Raw genomic sequence first — 16,663 nt, forward strand, 5'->3', positions numbered from 1 at the left:
TAGCAAATGGTTAAACTAATACCGCTGAACTCTACTTTGGTATCCCTTAGTAAAATCCAGCCATAAGTGATCATTTAGCTCAATCAAAATGGATAACCCTAATGATAAAATCGGCCAACATTCGCTCCTTGATTGTTTGCGCCAGCATGTTGTTTTTATTTGCATGTGGCCAAGCGCAACAAGAGCAAACAAGACCTGATATAAAACGCCCAGTAAAAGTAACCACCATCTCCCTAGCCGATAACGCACGAACGCGCACCTTGCCTGGTGAAGTGCAAGCTTCTAACCGCGCAGAAATGTCGTTTCAAGTAGCTGGCGCCATAGAAGAAATTCTTGTCCGCCCAGGACAAGTCGTTAAAGCTGGCGACCTATTAGCTAAATTAGATGCAAGCTTATATGAGCAACAAAATGAAGTAGCAAAGGCCCAATATAACCTCGCCAAGGTGTTATACAAGCGTTCGGAAGAGCTGGTTAAGCGCGGCGTCATCTCGCGTAATGATTTTGATAAAAATAAACGTGATTATAGCGTCGCCCAAGCCGCCTTTGACCAAACCCAGAACAACCTTAATTATACTCAGCTTACTGCACCTTATGACGGCATCGTCGCCGCTCGATACAAGGAAGCATTTGAGTTTGCCCAAGCCAAAGAAGCAGTCATGACCATTCAAACCGAGGCGATGGTAGATGTGAATTTTCAATTACCTGAGCAATACATTAGCATATATCAAAGTAGCCCGGTTAAAGGCGATGTAGAAGCCCCCAACTACAATCAAGTATCCGTCAAATTTTCTGGCAGGGATCAGTGGTACCCTGCCCATATTACCGAGCTTAACACTTTAGCTGACAACACCACTGGCAGTTACACCGTAGTACTACGCTTACCGGCGCCAGAGCAACTAAACGTTTTTGCCGGCATGACGGCCTTCGTCAAAATACAAGTGCCCGCCAAAAATGAAAACCAACAACCGAAAATTCCGGCAAGCGCCGTCATCACTGAAAATGGTCAAGCGCATGTGTTCCGCTTACTTGAACAGCAGCAAATAGTAGAAAAGGTCGCAGTAACGTTAGCAGAGGGGCGCTTAGTGTCTGGCTTGTCTGATGGCGATTTATTAGTCACTGTTGGCGCGAATGAATTAACTGACGGCCAAGCTGCCGTTCGTTGGGTAAAAGAGCGAGGTCTATAACCATGAACATCAATCATCTAACTGCATTGTTCCTGCTGACCTTATCTGTTTCAGGCTGCCAAGAAGTCACCTTTAAAGAAAAGCCATTACCTGTAGTAGCAGTGTATGAACTACCTAAGTCCAATAACCAAGTCGAGCGGGTGTTCAATGCTGTTGCCCGCGCGCAAGATTTAACTCATTTGTCTTTTCGCGTTGGCGGTAAAATATCCAATATTCTTGTTACGAATGGTCAACAAGTGCAAAAGGGAGATTTACTGGCCGTCATCGACAAGCAAGATTACCAAGTGGCGCTCAAGGATCGTAAAGCCCGCGTACAATCAACTTACAATCAATACCAACGCGCCCAAAAGATGCTCGACAAAAAGCTTATGGCACAGGCTGAATATGACCAAATGCGCGCACAATATTTGGTCGCTAAAGCGCAACACCGCAGCGCTGAGCTAGAGTTGGAATACACCGAACTAAGAGCCCCCTTTAGTGGTGTGATTGGTGAAGTGATTCAAGATTCCTTTGTCAACGTACAACCCGGCAGTGTGATTTTAAATATGCATAAAATCGAGTATGTCGAAGTTGACGTACAAGTACCCGATTCATTATTGGCGGTATCAAAGCGCAAGGAATATCGCACCGAAAAGCGCAAGTACGAGGTGGTATTTGATGCCTATCCAGAGCAAGTATTTACCGGTGAGACCTTAGAGGTTAACACCGAGAAAGATCCCTCAACACGCAGCTACATTGTCACCCTAGCGGTTCCTTTTAATAGCCAATACAAAGTATTAGAAGGCATGCCCGCGCGAGTGAAGGTTGACCTCAACGATGTTACCTACACCTACTCTCGTGAGCACACAGTCCCGCTCACCGCGGTAGCCATGTTAGATGGCGATAAACTCTCAGAGCAAATCGCCAGTGTTTGGGTTTACCAAGCTGAGAGTCAAACGGTCACCAAACGAGAGGTGACACTAGGCGTGATCACCGGCCATATGATCGAAATAAAAGCTGGGCTCAATGATGGTGAGATTATCATCGCCAATGGGGTCAACCGCCTCGTTGAAGGGCAAAAAGTTGAGCTGAAAAAGGGATAATCATAAACATGAATATTGCAGGTTACTTTATTAAAAACACCGTCATCAGCTGGATGTTTATCCTCGTTTTGCTGATTGGCGGCACTATCGCATTCACCGGTTTAGGTCAGCTAGAAGATCCACCATTTACCATTAAAGATGCGGTTGTCGTTACTATGTACCCGGGCGCCACCTCTACTGAAGTAGAAGAAGAGGTAACCTACCCGATTGAGAAAGCAATCTTAGCATTGCCCTACGTTGACGAAATTAAGTCCCTTAGCACTTCGGGTATGTCGCAAATTACCGTCACCATGAAAAATACCTTCGGTCCAGATGAACTTCCTCAAATTTGGGATGAGTTAAGGCGTAAAGTTAACGATATGTCTGGCAATCTCCCTCCAGGTGTTGGCAAGCCGATGGTGAATGATGATTTTGGTGATGTATTTGGCATCATGTTAATGATCAGTGGCGAGGACTACAGCTATAAAGATTTATCTGACTACGTGGATTATGTCAGTCGCGAACTTGAACTGGTTCCGGGTGTCAGTAAAGTCTCATCAGCGGGTAAACAAAATGAGCAAGTGTTTATTGAAATTTCTCTTAATAAGCTGGCCAGTTCAAATATTGATCCCAACCTCATCATGGGCTTATTAAACTCACAAAACATGGTCACCGACGCGGGCAACATCCGCATCAGCAGCGACAATATTCGTCTGCGCCCGAGCGGCGCATTTAAATCAGTCAAAGAGTTGGAAGAGCTTGTCATTCCAGGCACTTCGGGCAACAAACTGATTTACCTTAAAGATGTCGCCACCGTTAGCCGTGGCTATCAAGATATTCCAACTAACTTGATAAGCTTTAATCAACACCAAGCTATTAACCTTGGCATCTCCTTTGCCTCAGGGGTGAATGTTGTGGATGTCGGTAAAGCCGTTACCGCTAAAATAGAAGAAATTGATTATGCTCGCCCAGCTGGCATGATCATTGAAACCATGTATAGCCAGCCAGCAGAAGTTGATAAATCTGTGTCGAGTTTTGTCTGGAACTTGATCGCTGCCGTGGTCATCGTTGTTGGTGTATTGTTGTTCTTCATGGGCTTCAAGAGTGGGGTTTTAATCGGCATTATTTTATTCCTTACCTGTTTAGGTACTTTCATGCTGATGTTGCAGGCCGAGATAGAGCTGCAACGTATTTCCCTTGGTGCTCTGATCATTGCCCTTGGTATGCTAGTAGATAACGCTATTGTGGTTGTAGAAGGCATACTGATCGGCCGTCAACGCGGCCAGTCTACCCTCGAAGCAGCACAAGCAATTGTGAAACAAACCATTTGGCCGCTGCTCGCGGCAACAGTAATCGCCATTGCTGCTTTTGCACCTATCGGCTTATCACCTGACTCAACTGGGGAGTTTGCTGGTTCACTATTCTGGGTACTGCTGTTTTCATTGTTTTTATCTTGGATCACCGCCATTACTATTACACCTTTTTTGGCTGACCTATTTTTTAAAACTACCGAGGTGCAAGAGGCGGGAGCAGAGCAAAAAGACCCTTACGGGGGAGCTTTTTTCACCATTTACAAAAAGCTATTAGATGTTTGTCTGCGTTTTAAATGGACCAGCGTGCTGTTAGTAGTGATCGCCTTCGTTGGCTCTCTCGCGGGCTTTGGCTACGTTAAACAATCCTTTTTCCCACCTTCTACTACCCCTATCTTCTTGGTCGATGTGTGGTTACCAGAAGGCACGGATATTCGCCAAACTCAAACAACGGTGGCGAAAATGGAAGCAGACGCCATGAAACTTGATAATGTCGAGTTTGTAACCACAACGGTAGGTAAAGGCTTTCAACGTTTCTTGTTAACTTATTCGCCAGAGAAAAACTATGGCGCTTATGCTCAAATTGCCATTCGCACCAGCGCATTTGAAAACCTACAAGAAACCATGGTGGCGCTGCGCAGTCAGTTGGAAAGTCATTACCCACAAGCGCAATATAAATTTAAGCGCCTTGAGATAGGTCCTTCTACAGATGCGAAAATTGAAGCGCGGATCGTAGGTGCCGACCCTGATGTATTACGTGAAATAGGCACCGAAGTGATGGCCGTGTTTAACGCCACACCGGGTACTGTCAACGTACGCCACAATTGGCGCGAGCGGGTGAAATTTATTGAACCACAATTCAATGAAACTCAAGGTCGCCGCTTAGGCATTAGTAAGCAAGATGTCGATAAAACCTTAGCCTTTGCCTTCTCTGGCCTGCAAGCAGGACTTTACCGCGAAGGCACTTCATTGCTGCCAATCATCAATCGTTTGCCAGAAGAAGAGCGGATTGATATCGAATCACTCGAAAGCCTTCGCACTTGGAGCCCCGCTCTCAACGCCTACGTACCGCTACAACAAGTGGTGGATGGCTTTGAAGTTAAATTCGAAGACCCTATTATCCAACGCCAAGATCGTAAGCGAACACTGACTATCTTTGCGGATGCAGATTTTGAATACGACATTCTACCCGCAGCATTATTTGCAAAAATGAAACCCGAAGTAGAAGCCATTGAGCTCCCACCAGGCTATGAGCTGCAATGGGGGGGTGAATATGAATCTTCACAAGATGCCCAAGCTGCACTTTTTGCAACCTTGCCACTTGGCTTCTTGTTTATGTTTTTAATTACCGTGTTCCTATTTAACTCAGTGCGTAAGCCACTGGTTATTTGGGCCTGCGTGCCGTTGGCTTTAATCGGTATTACTTCGGGTCTGATTATTCTCGACAAACCCTTTAGTTTTATGGCACTACTAGGGATGTTAAGTCTGTCAGGCATGCTACTTAAAAACGGTATTGTTTTACTGGATCAAATCAACATTGAAATTGAGGAAGGTAAAGAAGCGTTTCAAGCAGTATTTGATTCAACGGTTAGCCGTGTACGACCTGTGTGTATGGCTGCGGTCACCACTATCTTAGGTATTCTTCCTTTGATCACCGACGCCTTCTTTGAGTCAATGGCTGCGGTGGTGATGTTCGGTTTAGGTGTTGCTACCATCTTAACCTTATTGATTGTTCCCGTGCTGTACGTGATTACATTTAAAATTAAATACAGAAGCTACTCTGAATTTGCTTAACCCATGCAATGCCTAGAAAATGCCAGTCACTTGACTGGCATTTTTTAACCCCTACCAATTACCGCGACAACCTTCACGATGTTCTAAAAACTCAGCTTCAGACATCATGCCATTGGCATCTTGGTCCAATACGTTAAACATATCTTGATCATCCATCATGCGCGCATTTCTACCTTTACCCGGACGATTAGCTTGACGCTCTTGCCTAAATGCGGTGAACTCTTCTAAAGTCACGTCGCCGCTGTTGTTAAGATCTAATTCAGCGAACTCCGGTTGATACTGTCCCCCGCCATTCCCCATTCCCATGCAACCACCTTGACCATAGCCCATTTGCGTCGCCGCAAAACTGCTACCTGCCAACAACAAGGCAGCTAAGCCTGTTGTATAAATCCATGAAGCTTTCATTATGTGTTCCCCCTTATAAGTGACACTTTAATTATACCTCTTAAGGGATATTCCGTATGGGATCAGCCAGTAAAGTTGTGTAAATTTTAATCAGCTTAATTTACATAGTAAAATGGATTAATTTGGACAGTGTATGTGCAGGCTTGCTTTGGCATAGGCTGATTAAACTACCTGCTACCATCGCAGACTCAAATCGATTCAAGCCTAATGATGTAAACTTGTAAGCTTTACCACCACAGCAGCATGATCACTGGCTTGGCTGTGCTCATCAAAGTTGGAATGGGTTAAATGACGATCGATACACTCATAACCCGTAACCAAACCAATTTGCTGACCATAGTTAGAAGCAAATTCACCCGAGAGGAGAATGTAATCCAAAATGCGGCCATGCACCCCGTAATAATGGGTAGGCCTGCGTTCATCGGTGGTGGCATAAAGTGAATAACTGTCGTGCATTGACCAATTTTTCTCGGTATCTAACGCCTTTGGGCTCGGCGTTGCAAAGGTAAGTGGCAATGATCCCTGTGACAAATCATCATTAAAATCACCAAATACAATCACACCTTGCTTGGCTTGTTGCCGCTGTAACAAGATATCTTGCATTAAAAGTGTCATTTCTTGGGTACGCAACTGGTCGCTGGCCCAACGCCCCATATAATGCTCTAACTCGGTGGCACTGGCTTCCTTGGCTTTATCAAGCAATGAACGCTTAGATTTTAAATGCACCACATACAAACGCAGCGCACCAAGGCCAGTTAAATTTAGCTCAGTTATTAACGGTGGACGGCTGAACACATCAGCAGGAATGTCTTTATGTGTCAGCTTTTTATCTATCGGATACTTACTTGCTAACGCTAAGCCGGGCTTGTAATAAACATGACTATCGTCAGCAATGGATGCTGGCGTAAATTCAAAATAAGCATAACCGAGATCAGCGCAAAGCTGGGCTAATTCCGCCGCAGAAAATACTTCTTGAAAGGCCACCACATCAGGATCGGCTTGCTCGATCGTTTGCGCGATCCAAGCCTGTTTTTTAAGCCACTGATCTGGCTCCAAAATATTGTCAATTTCGTAGGCGGCGGCAGGAGGCGCAACATAGTTATACAAATTTAACGTCATTAAAGTTAACTGCATCGCTGACTCCTTAGCTTAATTCTTAGCTCAACTCTTAACTCAAATAAGCTATTTCTTATTCCAGTTTGCCCACGCATTTTCCGTTGGGTCTAGTGCTGCTTGGGCTTTATTGCGTTTCTTTTTACCGCTACCCGCTGGCGGTATAACAGGCTTTTCTAATCGTGACGGGCAGTCTTCCGGCGCTTCAGCATCGGCTTCGAACCCTTGGTACTGCTCACGCGGCAAGCGCAATTTGTTTTTCTTTTCGATTAACTTAAAATGCTGATATTCATCATGAGCAATTAACGACAACGCTAAACCCGCCGCGCCAGCACGACCACTGCGGCCAATACGGTGCATATAATCCGCTGGGCTACGTGGCAGTTCGTAGTTAATTACCACCGGTAACTTATCAATATCAATACCGCGAGCGGCAATATCAGTCGCAATCAACACCTCTATTTCACCGATTTTAAAGCCGGTTAAAATACGGTTACGGGCGCCTTGGCCTTTATCACTATGAAACACCTGCGCCTTAATACCCGCATTTTCCAGCTTTTGCGCCAACCGATCACAGGTCTTTTTCGCACTGGCAAAAATCAGCACCTGCGACCAAGCATTCTCTTTAATAAGGGTAGCTAATAGCTGAGTTTTACGGTTTTTATTTACCGTGATCACGCGCTGAACTAAGGTGCTTTCTTGCTCGCTTTGTAGTTGCACTGACACCGGGTTAGTGAGTAACTTAGCCGTTAATTCGTTTAATTCTTCTGGAAAAGTGGCCGAGAACAACAAGGTTTGCTTTTGTTTTGGCAGCAAATCTAACAGCGCGATAAGTTCTTCAGCAAAACCTAGGCTTAATAAGCGGTCAGCTTCATCTAACACTAAAGATTTAACCTGATCTAATTTGATTGCATTGCTGGAAATTAAGTCTAATAACCGCCCCGGCGTCGCCACTACAATGTCACTGCCTCCGCGTAATGCCAGCATTTGTGTATTAGCCGACACCCCACCAAACACCGCGGTCACTTTAATACGTGGTTGTAAGGTTTGACCATAAGACTGACACGCATCAGCAACCTGCTGGGCTAGTTCACGAGTGGGCACCAAAATCAGACTATGAACGAGGTTTCCCTTGCCCTTCACGTCTGCTTGTTGCGCTTTATCTAACGCTAAGCGTTGCAACAGTGGCAAAGCGAATGCCGCCGTTTTACCCGACCCAGTATTCGCACCCGCCAACACATCCTTGCCCGCTAAAGCCGCAGGAATTATCTGCGTTTGCACCGGCGTAGGCTGCACATAGTTAAGGGCGGCAAGACGAGTTAACAAAGATGGCATTAAGCCCAATGGGGAAAAAAGGTCGCGAGATGGCTGCATGGTTAGGTGGTTACTTAATTCAAAAAATGTATCCCTATAGTGTACTTAAAAAGTCTGCTAAAGACTTATTAAAAATCCACCTCATAAAATCAGCACAGCGCGATACAGGTAACATTTTAATAACAATTGAAGAGCAATAAATACCCATTTAAAAACAAAGCAATAGATAACAAAAACCAACTTATGTAACAATAAAGTTACACAACAAGGCACTTTGTTACCAACTTGTTTCTAAACGCCTTCTACACTTTCTCCTGAGAACAGTCAGATCATTAAGCGCATCGTCGTTTCACGCAATCGCTTTAAAGCAAATAAATTGTTGCAACGGAGAAAGATCATGAAATTGAAAACCCTATTTTTAGCCATGACATTCGCAGCCGGCTCCGCCACCGCAGGAGAAGTGGAAGTGCTACATTGGTGGACGTCTGGTGGCGAAGCCAAATCTGTCGCCGTATTAAAACAAATGATGGAACAACAAGGTCATAGCTGGAAAGATTTTGCCGTGGCCGGTGGTGGTGGTGAAAGCGCCATGACGGTCCTTAAAACCCGCGTGGTATCGGGTAATGCGCCAACTGCAGCACAAATTAAAGGTCACGACATTCAAGAATGGGCCGAGTTAGATTATCTAGCCAATTTAGATACAGTTGCCAAAAAAGAAGGCTGGGAGCAATCTGTCCCCAGTGTTGTAACCGATATCATGAAGTACGACAGTCACTATGTAGCCGTGCCCGTTAATGTGCATCGAGTAAACTGGCTATGGGCAAATCCAGCGGCATTTAAGAAAGCAGGTGCAACAATACCAACCAATTTAGATGAGTTTTTTGTTGCCGCCGACAAACTCAAGGCGGCGGGCATCATTCCTCTCGCTCAAGGTGGCCAACCTTGGCAAGAAGCTACCTTATTTGAAGCGGTGGCATTAGAAATTCTCGGTTCAGCCGACTATCGTAAAGCCTTTGTCGATCATGATATGGCGGTGCTAAAAGGCAAAAAAATGGTCGAAGCGCTAACCATTTTCAAAAAAATGAAAGGTTACACCGATCAAGCTGCATCAGGGCGTGATTGGAACATCGCTACCAACATGGTGATCACTGGCCAAGCCGGTATGCAAATTATGGGTGACTGGGCCAAAGGCGAATTCATTGCCGCAGGTAAAAAACCAGGCGTTGACTTTGTTTGTGTACCGGCTCCCGGTACCCAAGGCCAATTTACCTTTAACGTTGACAGCTTTGCCATGTTCAAACAAAAAGACAAAGGCGCAATGGCGGCGCAAAACGACTTGGCCAAAACTATCTTAACCCCTGAGTTTCAAGAGGTATTTAACCTCAACAAAGGCTCCATTCCAGTTCGTACCGACATGGATTTAAGCAAGTTTGACCAGTGTGCGCTCGACTCGATGGACACCTTCAAAGCCAGCGCCACATCAGGTGACTTAGTGCCAAGCTTTGCTCACGGCATGGCCACCACCAGCGCCATTCAAGGTGCCATGTACGACGTGCTAACTAACTACTACAACAGCGACAACATTAGCGCACAAGACACCGCCAACTTACTCGCTGACGTTGTTGAAGACGCTATGTAATCGGAGCCAGCCCTTGCAAAAGGGCTGTTTTATTTATGCCTGTAACTCATACTAATACGCCAGCGCCGCTCGCCAGTACCACCCCTTGGCAAGATAAAATGCAGGTCTGGTTACCTAAGCTCATTTTGTCACCGACCATAGTCGTCACCTTAATTTGTGTGTATGGCTTTGTTATTTGGACCGGTTTACTGTCGTTTACAAAATCGCGCTTTTTACCTCAGTTCGATTTTGTTGGCTGGCGTCAGTATGAGCGCTTGTTAAATAACGATCGCTGGATCACCGCTTGTGAAAACCTATTGATCTTTGGCGGCTTGTTTATTGCGATCTGCCTGCTTATTGGCGTGTTACTGGCGATCTTCTTAGATCAAAAGATCCAACAAGAAGGCATGATCCGCACCATTTACCTCTATCCCATGGCGTTATCTTTTATCGTCACGGGTACCGCATGGAAGTGGATCCTCAACCCCGGTTTGGGCCTTGAAAATTTAGTGCATCAAATGGGCTTTACCGATTTTAAATTCGACTGGCTGGTTAATTCCGACATGGCCGTTTACACCTTAGTGATCGCCGCCGTGTGGCAAAGCTCAGGTTTTGTCATGGCATTATTTTTAGCCGGATTACGCGGCATCGACAGCAGTATTATTAACGCGGCGCAAATCGACGGTGCCAGTAAACCGCGTATTTACTGGAGCATTATCTTGCCTTGCCTGCGTCCGGTGTTTTTCAGCGCGATCATTATCTTGTCGCACCTTGCCATTAAAAGCTTCGACTTAGTCACCGCCCTCACCTCCGGCGGGCCGGGCTACTCGTCGGATCTACCGGCATTGTTTATGTATTCCCACAGTTTCACCCGTGGCCAAATGGGCTTGGGCGCAGCCAGTGCCATCATGATGTTGGCTGGGATCTTAGCCATCTTAGTTCCTTACCTTTATTCAGAGCTGCGAGGTAAACGCAATGCATAGTTCATCAACTTCACAAGGCGACAACGGCCTTGGCCGCTGGTTAATTTACGGCGTACTCGCACTGATGGCCTTAGTCTATTTATTGCCGCTGTTTGTCATGCTGGTCACCTCGTTTAAAACCGGCACCGACATTCGCACCGGTAGCTTAATCAGCTTGCCGCAAGAATGGGTAACCGACAGCTGGCAAGCCGCTTGGGGCACCGCTTGTACTGGCGTCACTTGCGATGGCATTAAAGGCTACTTTTGGAACAGCATTAAAATGGTGGTGCCAGCGGTGCTGATATCCACTTTTATTGGTGCGTTTAACGGCTATGTGATCAGCAAATGGCGCTTTAAAGGCTCAGATTTATTCTTTAGCCTGATGTTATTTGGCTGCTTTTTACCATTTCAACTCGTATTACTCCCCATGGCCGCCATGTTAGGAAAATTAGGCCTTGCCAATACAACGACAGGATTAGTACTGGTGCACGTTATTTATGGTGTGGCCTTTACCACGCTGTTTTTCCGTAACTACTACATCAACGTGCCCGATGAATTAGTCAAAGCTGCCAAACTCGACGGCGCGGGGTTTTTCACCATTTTTTGGGCGATTTTGCTGCCTATTTCCAAGCCGATCATCATGGTTACCATCATTTGGCAATTCACTTCCATTTGGAACGACTTCTTATTTGGTGTGGTGTATTCCGGCGCCGACAGTCAGCCGATCACGGTGGCACTGAATAACTTGGTAAATACCAGCACCGGCGTCAAAGCCTACAACGTCGATATGGCCGCCGCCATCATCGCCGCGCTACCTACCCTATTAGTGTATTTCGTCGCAGGTAAATATTTTGTACGTGGGCTAACCGCCGGCTCAGTTAAAGGATAATTTAAAATGGCCAAACTAGACCTTATTGATATTCGTAAAACCTATCCGAAATCGGATTTAGAAACCCTGAAAGGCATTAATATCAGCATTGAGCCGGGTGAATTTCTGATTTTGGTCGGCCCTTCCGGCTGCGGTAAATCTACCTTAATGAACACCATTGCGGGCTTGGAAGACATCAGCTCGGGCGAAATTCGTATTAACGACGTCGATGTATCTGGCCTTGCACCAAAAGATCGCGACATCGCCATGGTGTTTCAATCCTACGCCTTGTACCCCAACATGACGGTGCGGGAAAACATGGCCTTTGGCTTAAAAATTCGCAAAACCCCCACCACTGAAATTGATGCTGAAATCAAACGGGTATCAGAATTATTACAAATCGATCACCTGCTCGACCGCAAACCCAGCCAGCTTTCGGGTGGTCAGCAGCAACGTGTCGCCATGGGCCGCGCCCTCGCGCGGCGACCAAAACTGTATTTGTTTGACGAGCCGTTAAGTAATTTAGATGCCAAACTACGGGTAGAAATGCGCACCGAAGTGAAAAAACTCCACCAACGCCTTGGCACGACCATAGTGTATGTTACCCACGACCAAATTGAAGCCATGACCTTGGCCGATCGCATCGCGGTAATGAAAGCCGGGGAAGTGCAGCAACTCGGCAGCCCCTATGAAATTTATAACCACCCCACCAATATGTTTGTCGCCGGCTTTATGGGCTCACCATCAATGAACTTTGTGCCCATCACCGTACTAGAAAATAGCGACGGCCATGCCTGCACCGAGCTAACAGGCAGCGATGGCAAAGCGCAGCTGTTGGCCTTGCCTGATAAGCTAAAAACATACGTGGGTAAAAAACTGATGCTAGGCCTGCGCCCTGAACATATTAGTCAGCAGCTATCCCACCATAGCGAAACGGATTTGATCTCAGCGGCGCGCTTTAATATTGAAATTTTAGAGCCCACCGGCCCCGAGACCATTGCGCAAATCACCATTAACGATCATGCCGTGCATTGTCGCCTTGCCCCCGACCTCAGCATTACTGCAGGTCAAGATCTTGATTTAATGATAGATGTCAGTAAAGCCAGTTTTTTTGACCCCGACAGCGAAAGGAATATTTTGCTTTAGCTGAGTGTATGGGAGATGTATGGACTCCTCCCCACGCGGGAGATACGGTATAAATAAAGTGGCGAAAAATTACTTTACCAAGGGAGTCCATGCATGAATAAACTAACTTATTCGCCATCGACATTGCAAAGAATGTTTTTCAAGTTACACACCTAGCTGACAAAAAGTGAAAAGCAACAAGGCCATGAGCCGCAACAAATTAAAAGCGCTGTTGGCAGAATCTGGGCCTTCAAGTGTTGCAATGGAATCATGTGGTAGCGCCAGCTATTGGACGCTTGGCTCAGTCTTATGGTCACAACGTTACTTTACAGAGTCCTCGTTTTGTAAAAGCTTTTCGCGTTGGTCAAAAAACAAATGCTAATCATGCCTTAGCCATCGCCACTGCAATGGATGCGCCGAACGTGTGTCCCTGCACCCAACAGTTTTGAGCTCTAATAGCACTTAACAAGATAGAACTAAATAGGACTGTAAAACACAATTATTTTGCTAAAAAACACTATAACATTCGAATTTTTTCTATCACATCATCGGGAATCATTTTTGTTATAAAAAGGTCATCCAGCGCTATCTCATATGGATATTTTTTAACTTCTTCTTCTGTTGCCTCTGATGATTCTCCATAAAGCGAGGTTTTTTTCTCTAACCCCTTTGAACCCCATAAAAAATAAACATCTTCATCTCCCGAGTGAAGGTAGTCTTCTTGTCTACCAATTATACGCCAGTCTCCTATTATTTTTCTATCAAATAAAGAGTAGGAGTCTAAAATCAAGGGAGGCATTAACCTAGAACAATCTAACTCAAAATCATTTTTTAACTCAGGAGTTGTAGAAAAAAAATCAAATATTTCAGCAGAGTGCCCTAGGCTCATTTTCGTCATGATACGACCAAAACCATACACTTTTCTATTGAGATTTAACGCGAATGTTTCCTCTTTTAATTCAAAACAAAATATATCACCGGGCTTAATATATCTAAGCATTGTTCTCGGTTTTTTATCCCAGCCCCATATCTTTAATTTCATACCTTACATCCTCCCGAATTCAACTGCGAAGTGCGACATTCTCCAATATCAAGCAGCAAAGGCCATTGCTTCAAATACAACGGCTGGCTGCTTGAAGCCTAAACACTTTCTTGGTCGATAATTTATCCGCGATAAAGCGAACTCGATATCGATGTCCGTCACTGTTGTTAAGTCGGTTCCTTTCTTTACATACTGCCTTAAAAGCCCGTTCGCATTCTCGTTAGCGCCACGCTCCCAAGAACTATAAGGGTGAGCAAAGTACACATCAGCTTCTAACGCTTTTGCGATGGTTTCATGATCTGCAAACTCTCGCCCGTTACCTGCAGTGATAGTATGGACATGTTTTTTATGAGGCATGAGTAGCTCAATGGTTGCTTTGGTTACATCATCTGCTGACTTAGATGGCACTTTCTTTACCAAGTAAAACCGGGTTTTACGCTCTAAAATCGTCACCATAGCCCCGGTGCCATGCTTGCCTAACACCGTGTTGATTTCCCAGTCACCAAACCGCTCTTTACTGTCAACGATACTCGGCCTGTCATCAATCGAAACAGCATTCTTTATTGCTGGCGCTTTCTCTTTTTTACCACGACGATACCGCTTGTGGCCTTGCCTCAAATGACGATATAACTTACCGCCCAAGCGCTTGTCCTGAGCGACAAAACGGTAAATCCACTCATGACTAACGGCTGCACCTACATTCGTTAATACATTGGCAATCTGCTCTGGACTCCAATCTGCTTCTAAAAGAAGACGGATAAAATCAACGCGTTCTTGTGGTATACGGTATTTACGTGCGCAAGTACGCTTTTTGATAGATAACGCGTGAGCCTCACTTGGACAATAGCGATTATTGTTGCATCCTCGTTTATACTCTCGATACACCGTAGAGCGATGGCACTGAACAGCTTTAGCTATTTCAGAAACCGAAACACCCCGTTCCAAAAGAGTAGAAATCTGGTATCTTCTGCCTTCGGTCAACTGCTGATAATTCATGGTAGTACTGCTTGTTTCTTTGGCGAGAAGAGCGTACCACTTTCAGCAGTTGGCTTCCTCTTCTACGCCTTTCCATGAATGTCGCACTTATTATCTGAAATCGGGGGACTGTAAAACACAATTATTTTGCTGAAAAACATTATAACATTCGAATTTTTTCTATCGCATCATCGGGAATCATTTTTGTTATAAAGAGGTCATCCCACGCTATCTTATATGGATATTTTTTAACTTCTTCTTCTGTTGCCTCTGATGATTCTCCATAAAGCGAGGTTTTTTTCTCTAACCCCTTTGAACCCCATAGAAAATAAACATCTTCATCTCCCGAATGAAGGTAGTCTTCTTGTCTACCAATTATACGCCAGTCTCCTATTATTTTTCTGTCAAATAAAGAATAGGAGTCTAAAATCAAGGGAGGCATTAACCTAGAACAATCTAACTCAAAATCATTTTTTAACTCAGGAGTTGTAGAAAAAAAATCAAATATTTCAGCAGAGTGCCCTAGGCTCATTTTCGTCATGATACGACCAAAACCATACACTTTTCTATTGAGATTTAACGCGAATGTTTCTTCTTTTAATTCAAAACAAAATATATCACCGGGCTTAATATATCTAAGCATTGTTCTCGGCTTTTTATCCCAGCCCCATATCTTTAATTTCATACCTTACATCCTTTATTTACCGTAGATAGTGTTCTCATTTTTTTCATTATAAGCATTTTCAAAATATGCTTGTCGTTCTCTGTCTCGAGTTGTATTGCCATGGTCAAAAAAGTTCACTTTATTCCCTCTATTTATTTCCGACATTGGGTCCCCTTTAACTTCTATTTTTATCCCGAGCTCAGGTTAATTAAAATTACTTTTCCAACAATACAGTTCTATCTCGTATTCTAAACGGATTAAAGATAAAATCACATTATGATTTTCTTCAAAGATTATAGGGTATTCTCGTAAACCTTCTATTTCATCAAATTTTCTTATGAACTCATTTACACAGCACTTGACCCTAAAACTCTCCCCCCCATAAATCACTGTAAAAACAATATTTTTATAACCTTTAAACAAAATCAACTTCTCTTTCATCATTTTTCTTGCCTGAGAAAAAACAAAATTTTCATCAGCAACCTTTCCACCTCTTCCATCATAAAAATTAAAACGAGTAACTACCCCACCGTTTGAATTGTGAGCAGATTTACAAAACTCCAAATCAAAAGAGTCCTCATCCCCATAACTTATTTTAACAACATTTAAAAAAAAATATTTATCAAGCAATTTTTTCTTATAATTATTTATCTTTAATTCTTTTATTTTTCTCATTTTAATTTACATTCTTTTCCTTGAGTTTTAAAGCCTACAAAATCCTCTGGAATATGACCTGGATGCTGGTTTATTTACCTGGTTCTGTTGGGTCAACACGTCCATCCATAGAGGTTGCTGTATGGAGATGCTTTCCACGTCCAAACTTATCTTCATCATGCATCACTATAAACTTCCCTTTATGTTCGCCGTCAAATGCCCATACTGTACGATTCTCATACTGACTATCCCAGACTCTTATTGGTGTTGGAGTATTTACATTCTTAGGGATATTTAAGTTTCTCTTTGCTTGTCTAAAGGATTCTTTGAAAGTAATTTCATCTGTGTTCAACCCAAACGGATCAACCCAATCCATCGGGTTATGCACATAACCCTGCGGCCTTAATCCACCGGCAAGACCGATAGGATCGGGACTAATATATTGGCACAGCTCGGGGCAATAATAACGATAACGGTTGTAGTATAAGCCTGACTCGCTATCAAATATTTGCCCTTGATAACGTAAATCACAATTGATGCTGCCAGCTTTTGGGCTATCACTCCAGTAGTTGAT

Annotated in this window: 16 protein-coding genes; 8 read left to right on the top strand and 8 right to left on the bottom strand. The window is 44.3% G+C overall.

What is annotated here, in order from left to right; all coding sequences use genetic code 11:
* Window positions 1-101 precede the first annotated feature (101 nt).
* The 3 genes from K1M91_RS18880 to K1M91_RS18890 are packed head-to-tail and all read left to right on the top strand — an operon-like array spanning window position 102 to window position 5,349.
* Window positions 102-1,184 (top strand): efflux RND transporter periplasmic adaptor subunit, encoded by a 1,083-nt coding sequence (locus tag K1M91_RS18880; protein WP_232803815.1) that lies wholly within the window; start codon window positions 102-104, stop codon window positions 1,182-1,184.
* A 2-nt stretch (window positions 1,185-1,186) separates the two neighbouring features.
* Complete coding sequence (locus K1M91_RS18885) at window positions 1,187-2,266, top strand: efflux RND transporter periplasmic adaptor subunit (protein ID WP_232803816.1); 1,080 nt, start codon at window positions 1,187-1,189, stop codon at window positions 2,264-2,266.
* Between the two features lie 8 nt (window positions 2,267-2,274).
* Window positions 2,275-5,349: an efflux RND transporter permease subunit gene (locus K1M91_RS18890; RefSeq protein ID WP_232803817.1), complete on the top strand. Its 3,075-nt coding sequence runs from the start codon at window positions 2,275-2,277 to the stop codon at window positions 5,347-5,349.
* Between the two features lie 51 nt (window positions 5,350-5,400).
* On the opposite strand, the gene K1M91_RS18895 is transcribed toward K1M91_RS18890, so the two are convergent.
* The 3 genes from K1M91_RS18895 to K1M91_RS18905 all read right to left on the bottom strand — a co-directional run bounded on the left by K1M91_RS18895 (window position 5,401) and on the right by K1M91_RS18905 (window position 8,241).
* A complete protein-coding gene (locus tag K1M91_RS18895) occupies window positions 5,401-5,754 on the bottom strand; it encodes an EF-hand domain-containing protein (RefSeq protein ID WP_232803818.1) in 354 nt (117 codons plus the stop codon).
* A gap of 204 nt (window positions 5,755-5,958) precedes the next feature.
* Entirely contained in the window at window positions 5,959-6,888 is a 930-nt protein-coding gene (locus K1M91_RS18900; protein ID WP_232803819.1) for an endonuclease/exonuclease/phosphatase family protein, read from the bottom strand.
* A gap of 48 nt (window positions 6,889-6,936) precedes the next feature.
* Window positions 6,937-8,241 carry a DEAD/DEAH box helicase gene (locus K1M91_RS18905; protein ID WP_232803820.1) on the bottom strand — a complete coding sequence of 435 codons (1,305 nt, stop codon included), beginning with the start codon at window positions 8,239-8,241 and terminating at the stop codon, window positions 6,937-6,939.
* On the opposite strand from K1M91_RS18905, the gene K1M91_RS18910 reads away from it, so the two are divergent.
* The 5 genes from K1M91_RS18910 to ugpC all read left to right on the top strand — a co-directional run bounded on the left by K1M91_RS18910 (window position 8,196) and on the right by ugpC (window position 12,775).
* Entirely contained in the window at window positions 8,196-8,381 is a 186-nt protein-coding gene (locus K1M91_RS18910) for a hypothetical protein (RefSeq protein WP_232803830.1), read from the top strand. The genes K1M91_RS18905 and K1M91_RS18910 overlap by 46 nt on opposite strands.
* Before the next feature lie 197 nt (window positions 8,382-8,578).
* Complete coding sequence (locus K1M91_RS18915; protein WP_232803821.1) at window positions 8,579-9,820, top strand: ABC transporter substrate-binding protein; 1,242 nt, start codon at window positions 8,579-8,581, stop codon at window positions 9,818-9,820.
* 35 nt (window positions 9,821-9,855) lie between these two features.
* Entirely contained in the window at window positions 9,856-10,782 is a 927-nt protein-coding gene (locus tag K1M91_RS18920; RefSeq protein WP_232803822.1) for a sugar ABC transporter permease, read from the top strand.
* The gene (locus K1M91_RS18925; RefSeq protein ID WP_232803823.1) at window positions 10,775-11,650 is read left to right on the top strand and encodes a carbohydrate ABC transporter permease; all 876 of its coding nucleotides are present in this window, start codon (window positions 10,775-10,777) and stop codon (window positions 11,648-11,650) included. Before K1M91_RS18920 ends, K1M91_RS18925 begins: the two co-directional genes overlap by 8 nt.
* 6 nt (window positions 11,651-11,656) lie before the next feature.
* Entirely contained in the window at window positions 11,657-12,775 is a 1,119-nt protein-coding gene (gene ugpC / locus K1M91_RS18930; protein WP_232803824.1) for a sn-glycerol-3-phosphate ABC transporter ATP-binding protein UgpC, read from the top strand.
* Between the two features lie 496 nt (window positions 12,776-13,271).
* Here the strand turns inward: ugpC and K1M91_RS18935 are convergent, their stop codons facing one another.
* From K1M91_RS18935 to K1M91_RS18955, 5 genes are all read right to left on the bottom strand, one after another.
* Window positions 13,272-13,796 carry an Imm26 family immunity protein gene (locus K1M91_RS18935; protein ID WP_232803825.1) on the bottom strand — a complete coding sequence of 175 codons (525 nt, stop codon included), beginning with the start codon at window positions 13,794-13,796 and terminating at the stop codon, window positions 13,272-13,274.
* Window positions 13,797-13,844: 48 nt separating this feature from the next.
* Window positions 13,845-14,792, bottom strand: a complete 948-nt coding sequence (locus tag K1M91_RS18940) for an IS30 family transposase (RefSeq protein WP_232803826.1) — start codon at window positions 14,790-14,792, stop codon at window positions 13,845-13,847.
* Window positions 14,793-14,931: 139 nt separating this feature from the next.
* Window positions 14,932-15,456 carry an Imm26 family immunity protein gene (locus tag K1M91_RS18945; RefSeq protein WP_232803827.1) on the bottom strand — a complete coding sequence of 175 codons (525 nt, stop codon included), beginning with the start codon at window positions 15,454-15,456 and terminating at the stop codon, window positions 14,932-14,934.
* A gap of 183 nt (window positions 15,457-15,639) precedes the next feature.
* The gene (locus K1M91_RS18950; protein WP_232803828.1) at window positions 15,640-16,110 is read right to left on the bottom strand and encodes a hypothetical protein; all 471 of its coding nucleotides are present in this window, start codon (window positions 16,108-16,110) and stop codon (window positions 15,640-15,642) included.
* Between the two features lie 70 nt (window positions 16,111-16,180).
* A partial coding sequence (locus K1M91_RS18955; protein WP_232803829.1) for an RHS repeat-associated core domain-containing protein occupies window positions 16,181-16,663 on the bottom strand: 483 nt, incomplete at its 5' end.

The sequence above is a fragment of the Motilimonas sp. E26 genome (assembly GCF_021278025.1).
In the GTDB taxonomy this organism is placed as follows: Bacteria; Pseudomonadota; Gammaproteobacteria; order Enterobacterales; family CBDFNC01; genus Motilimonas.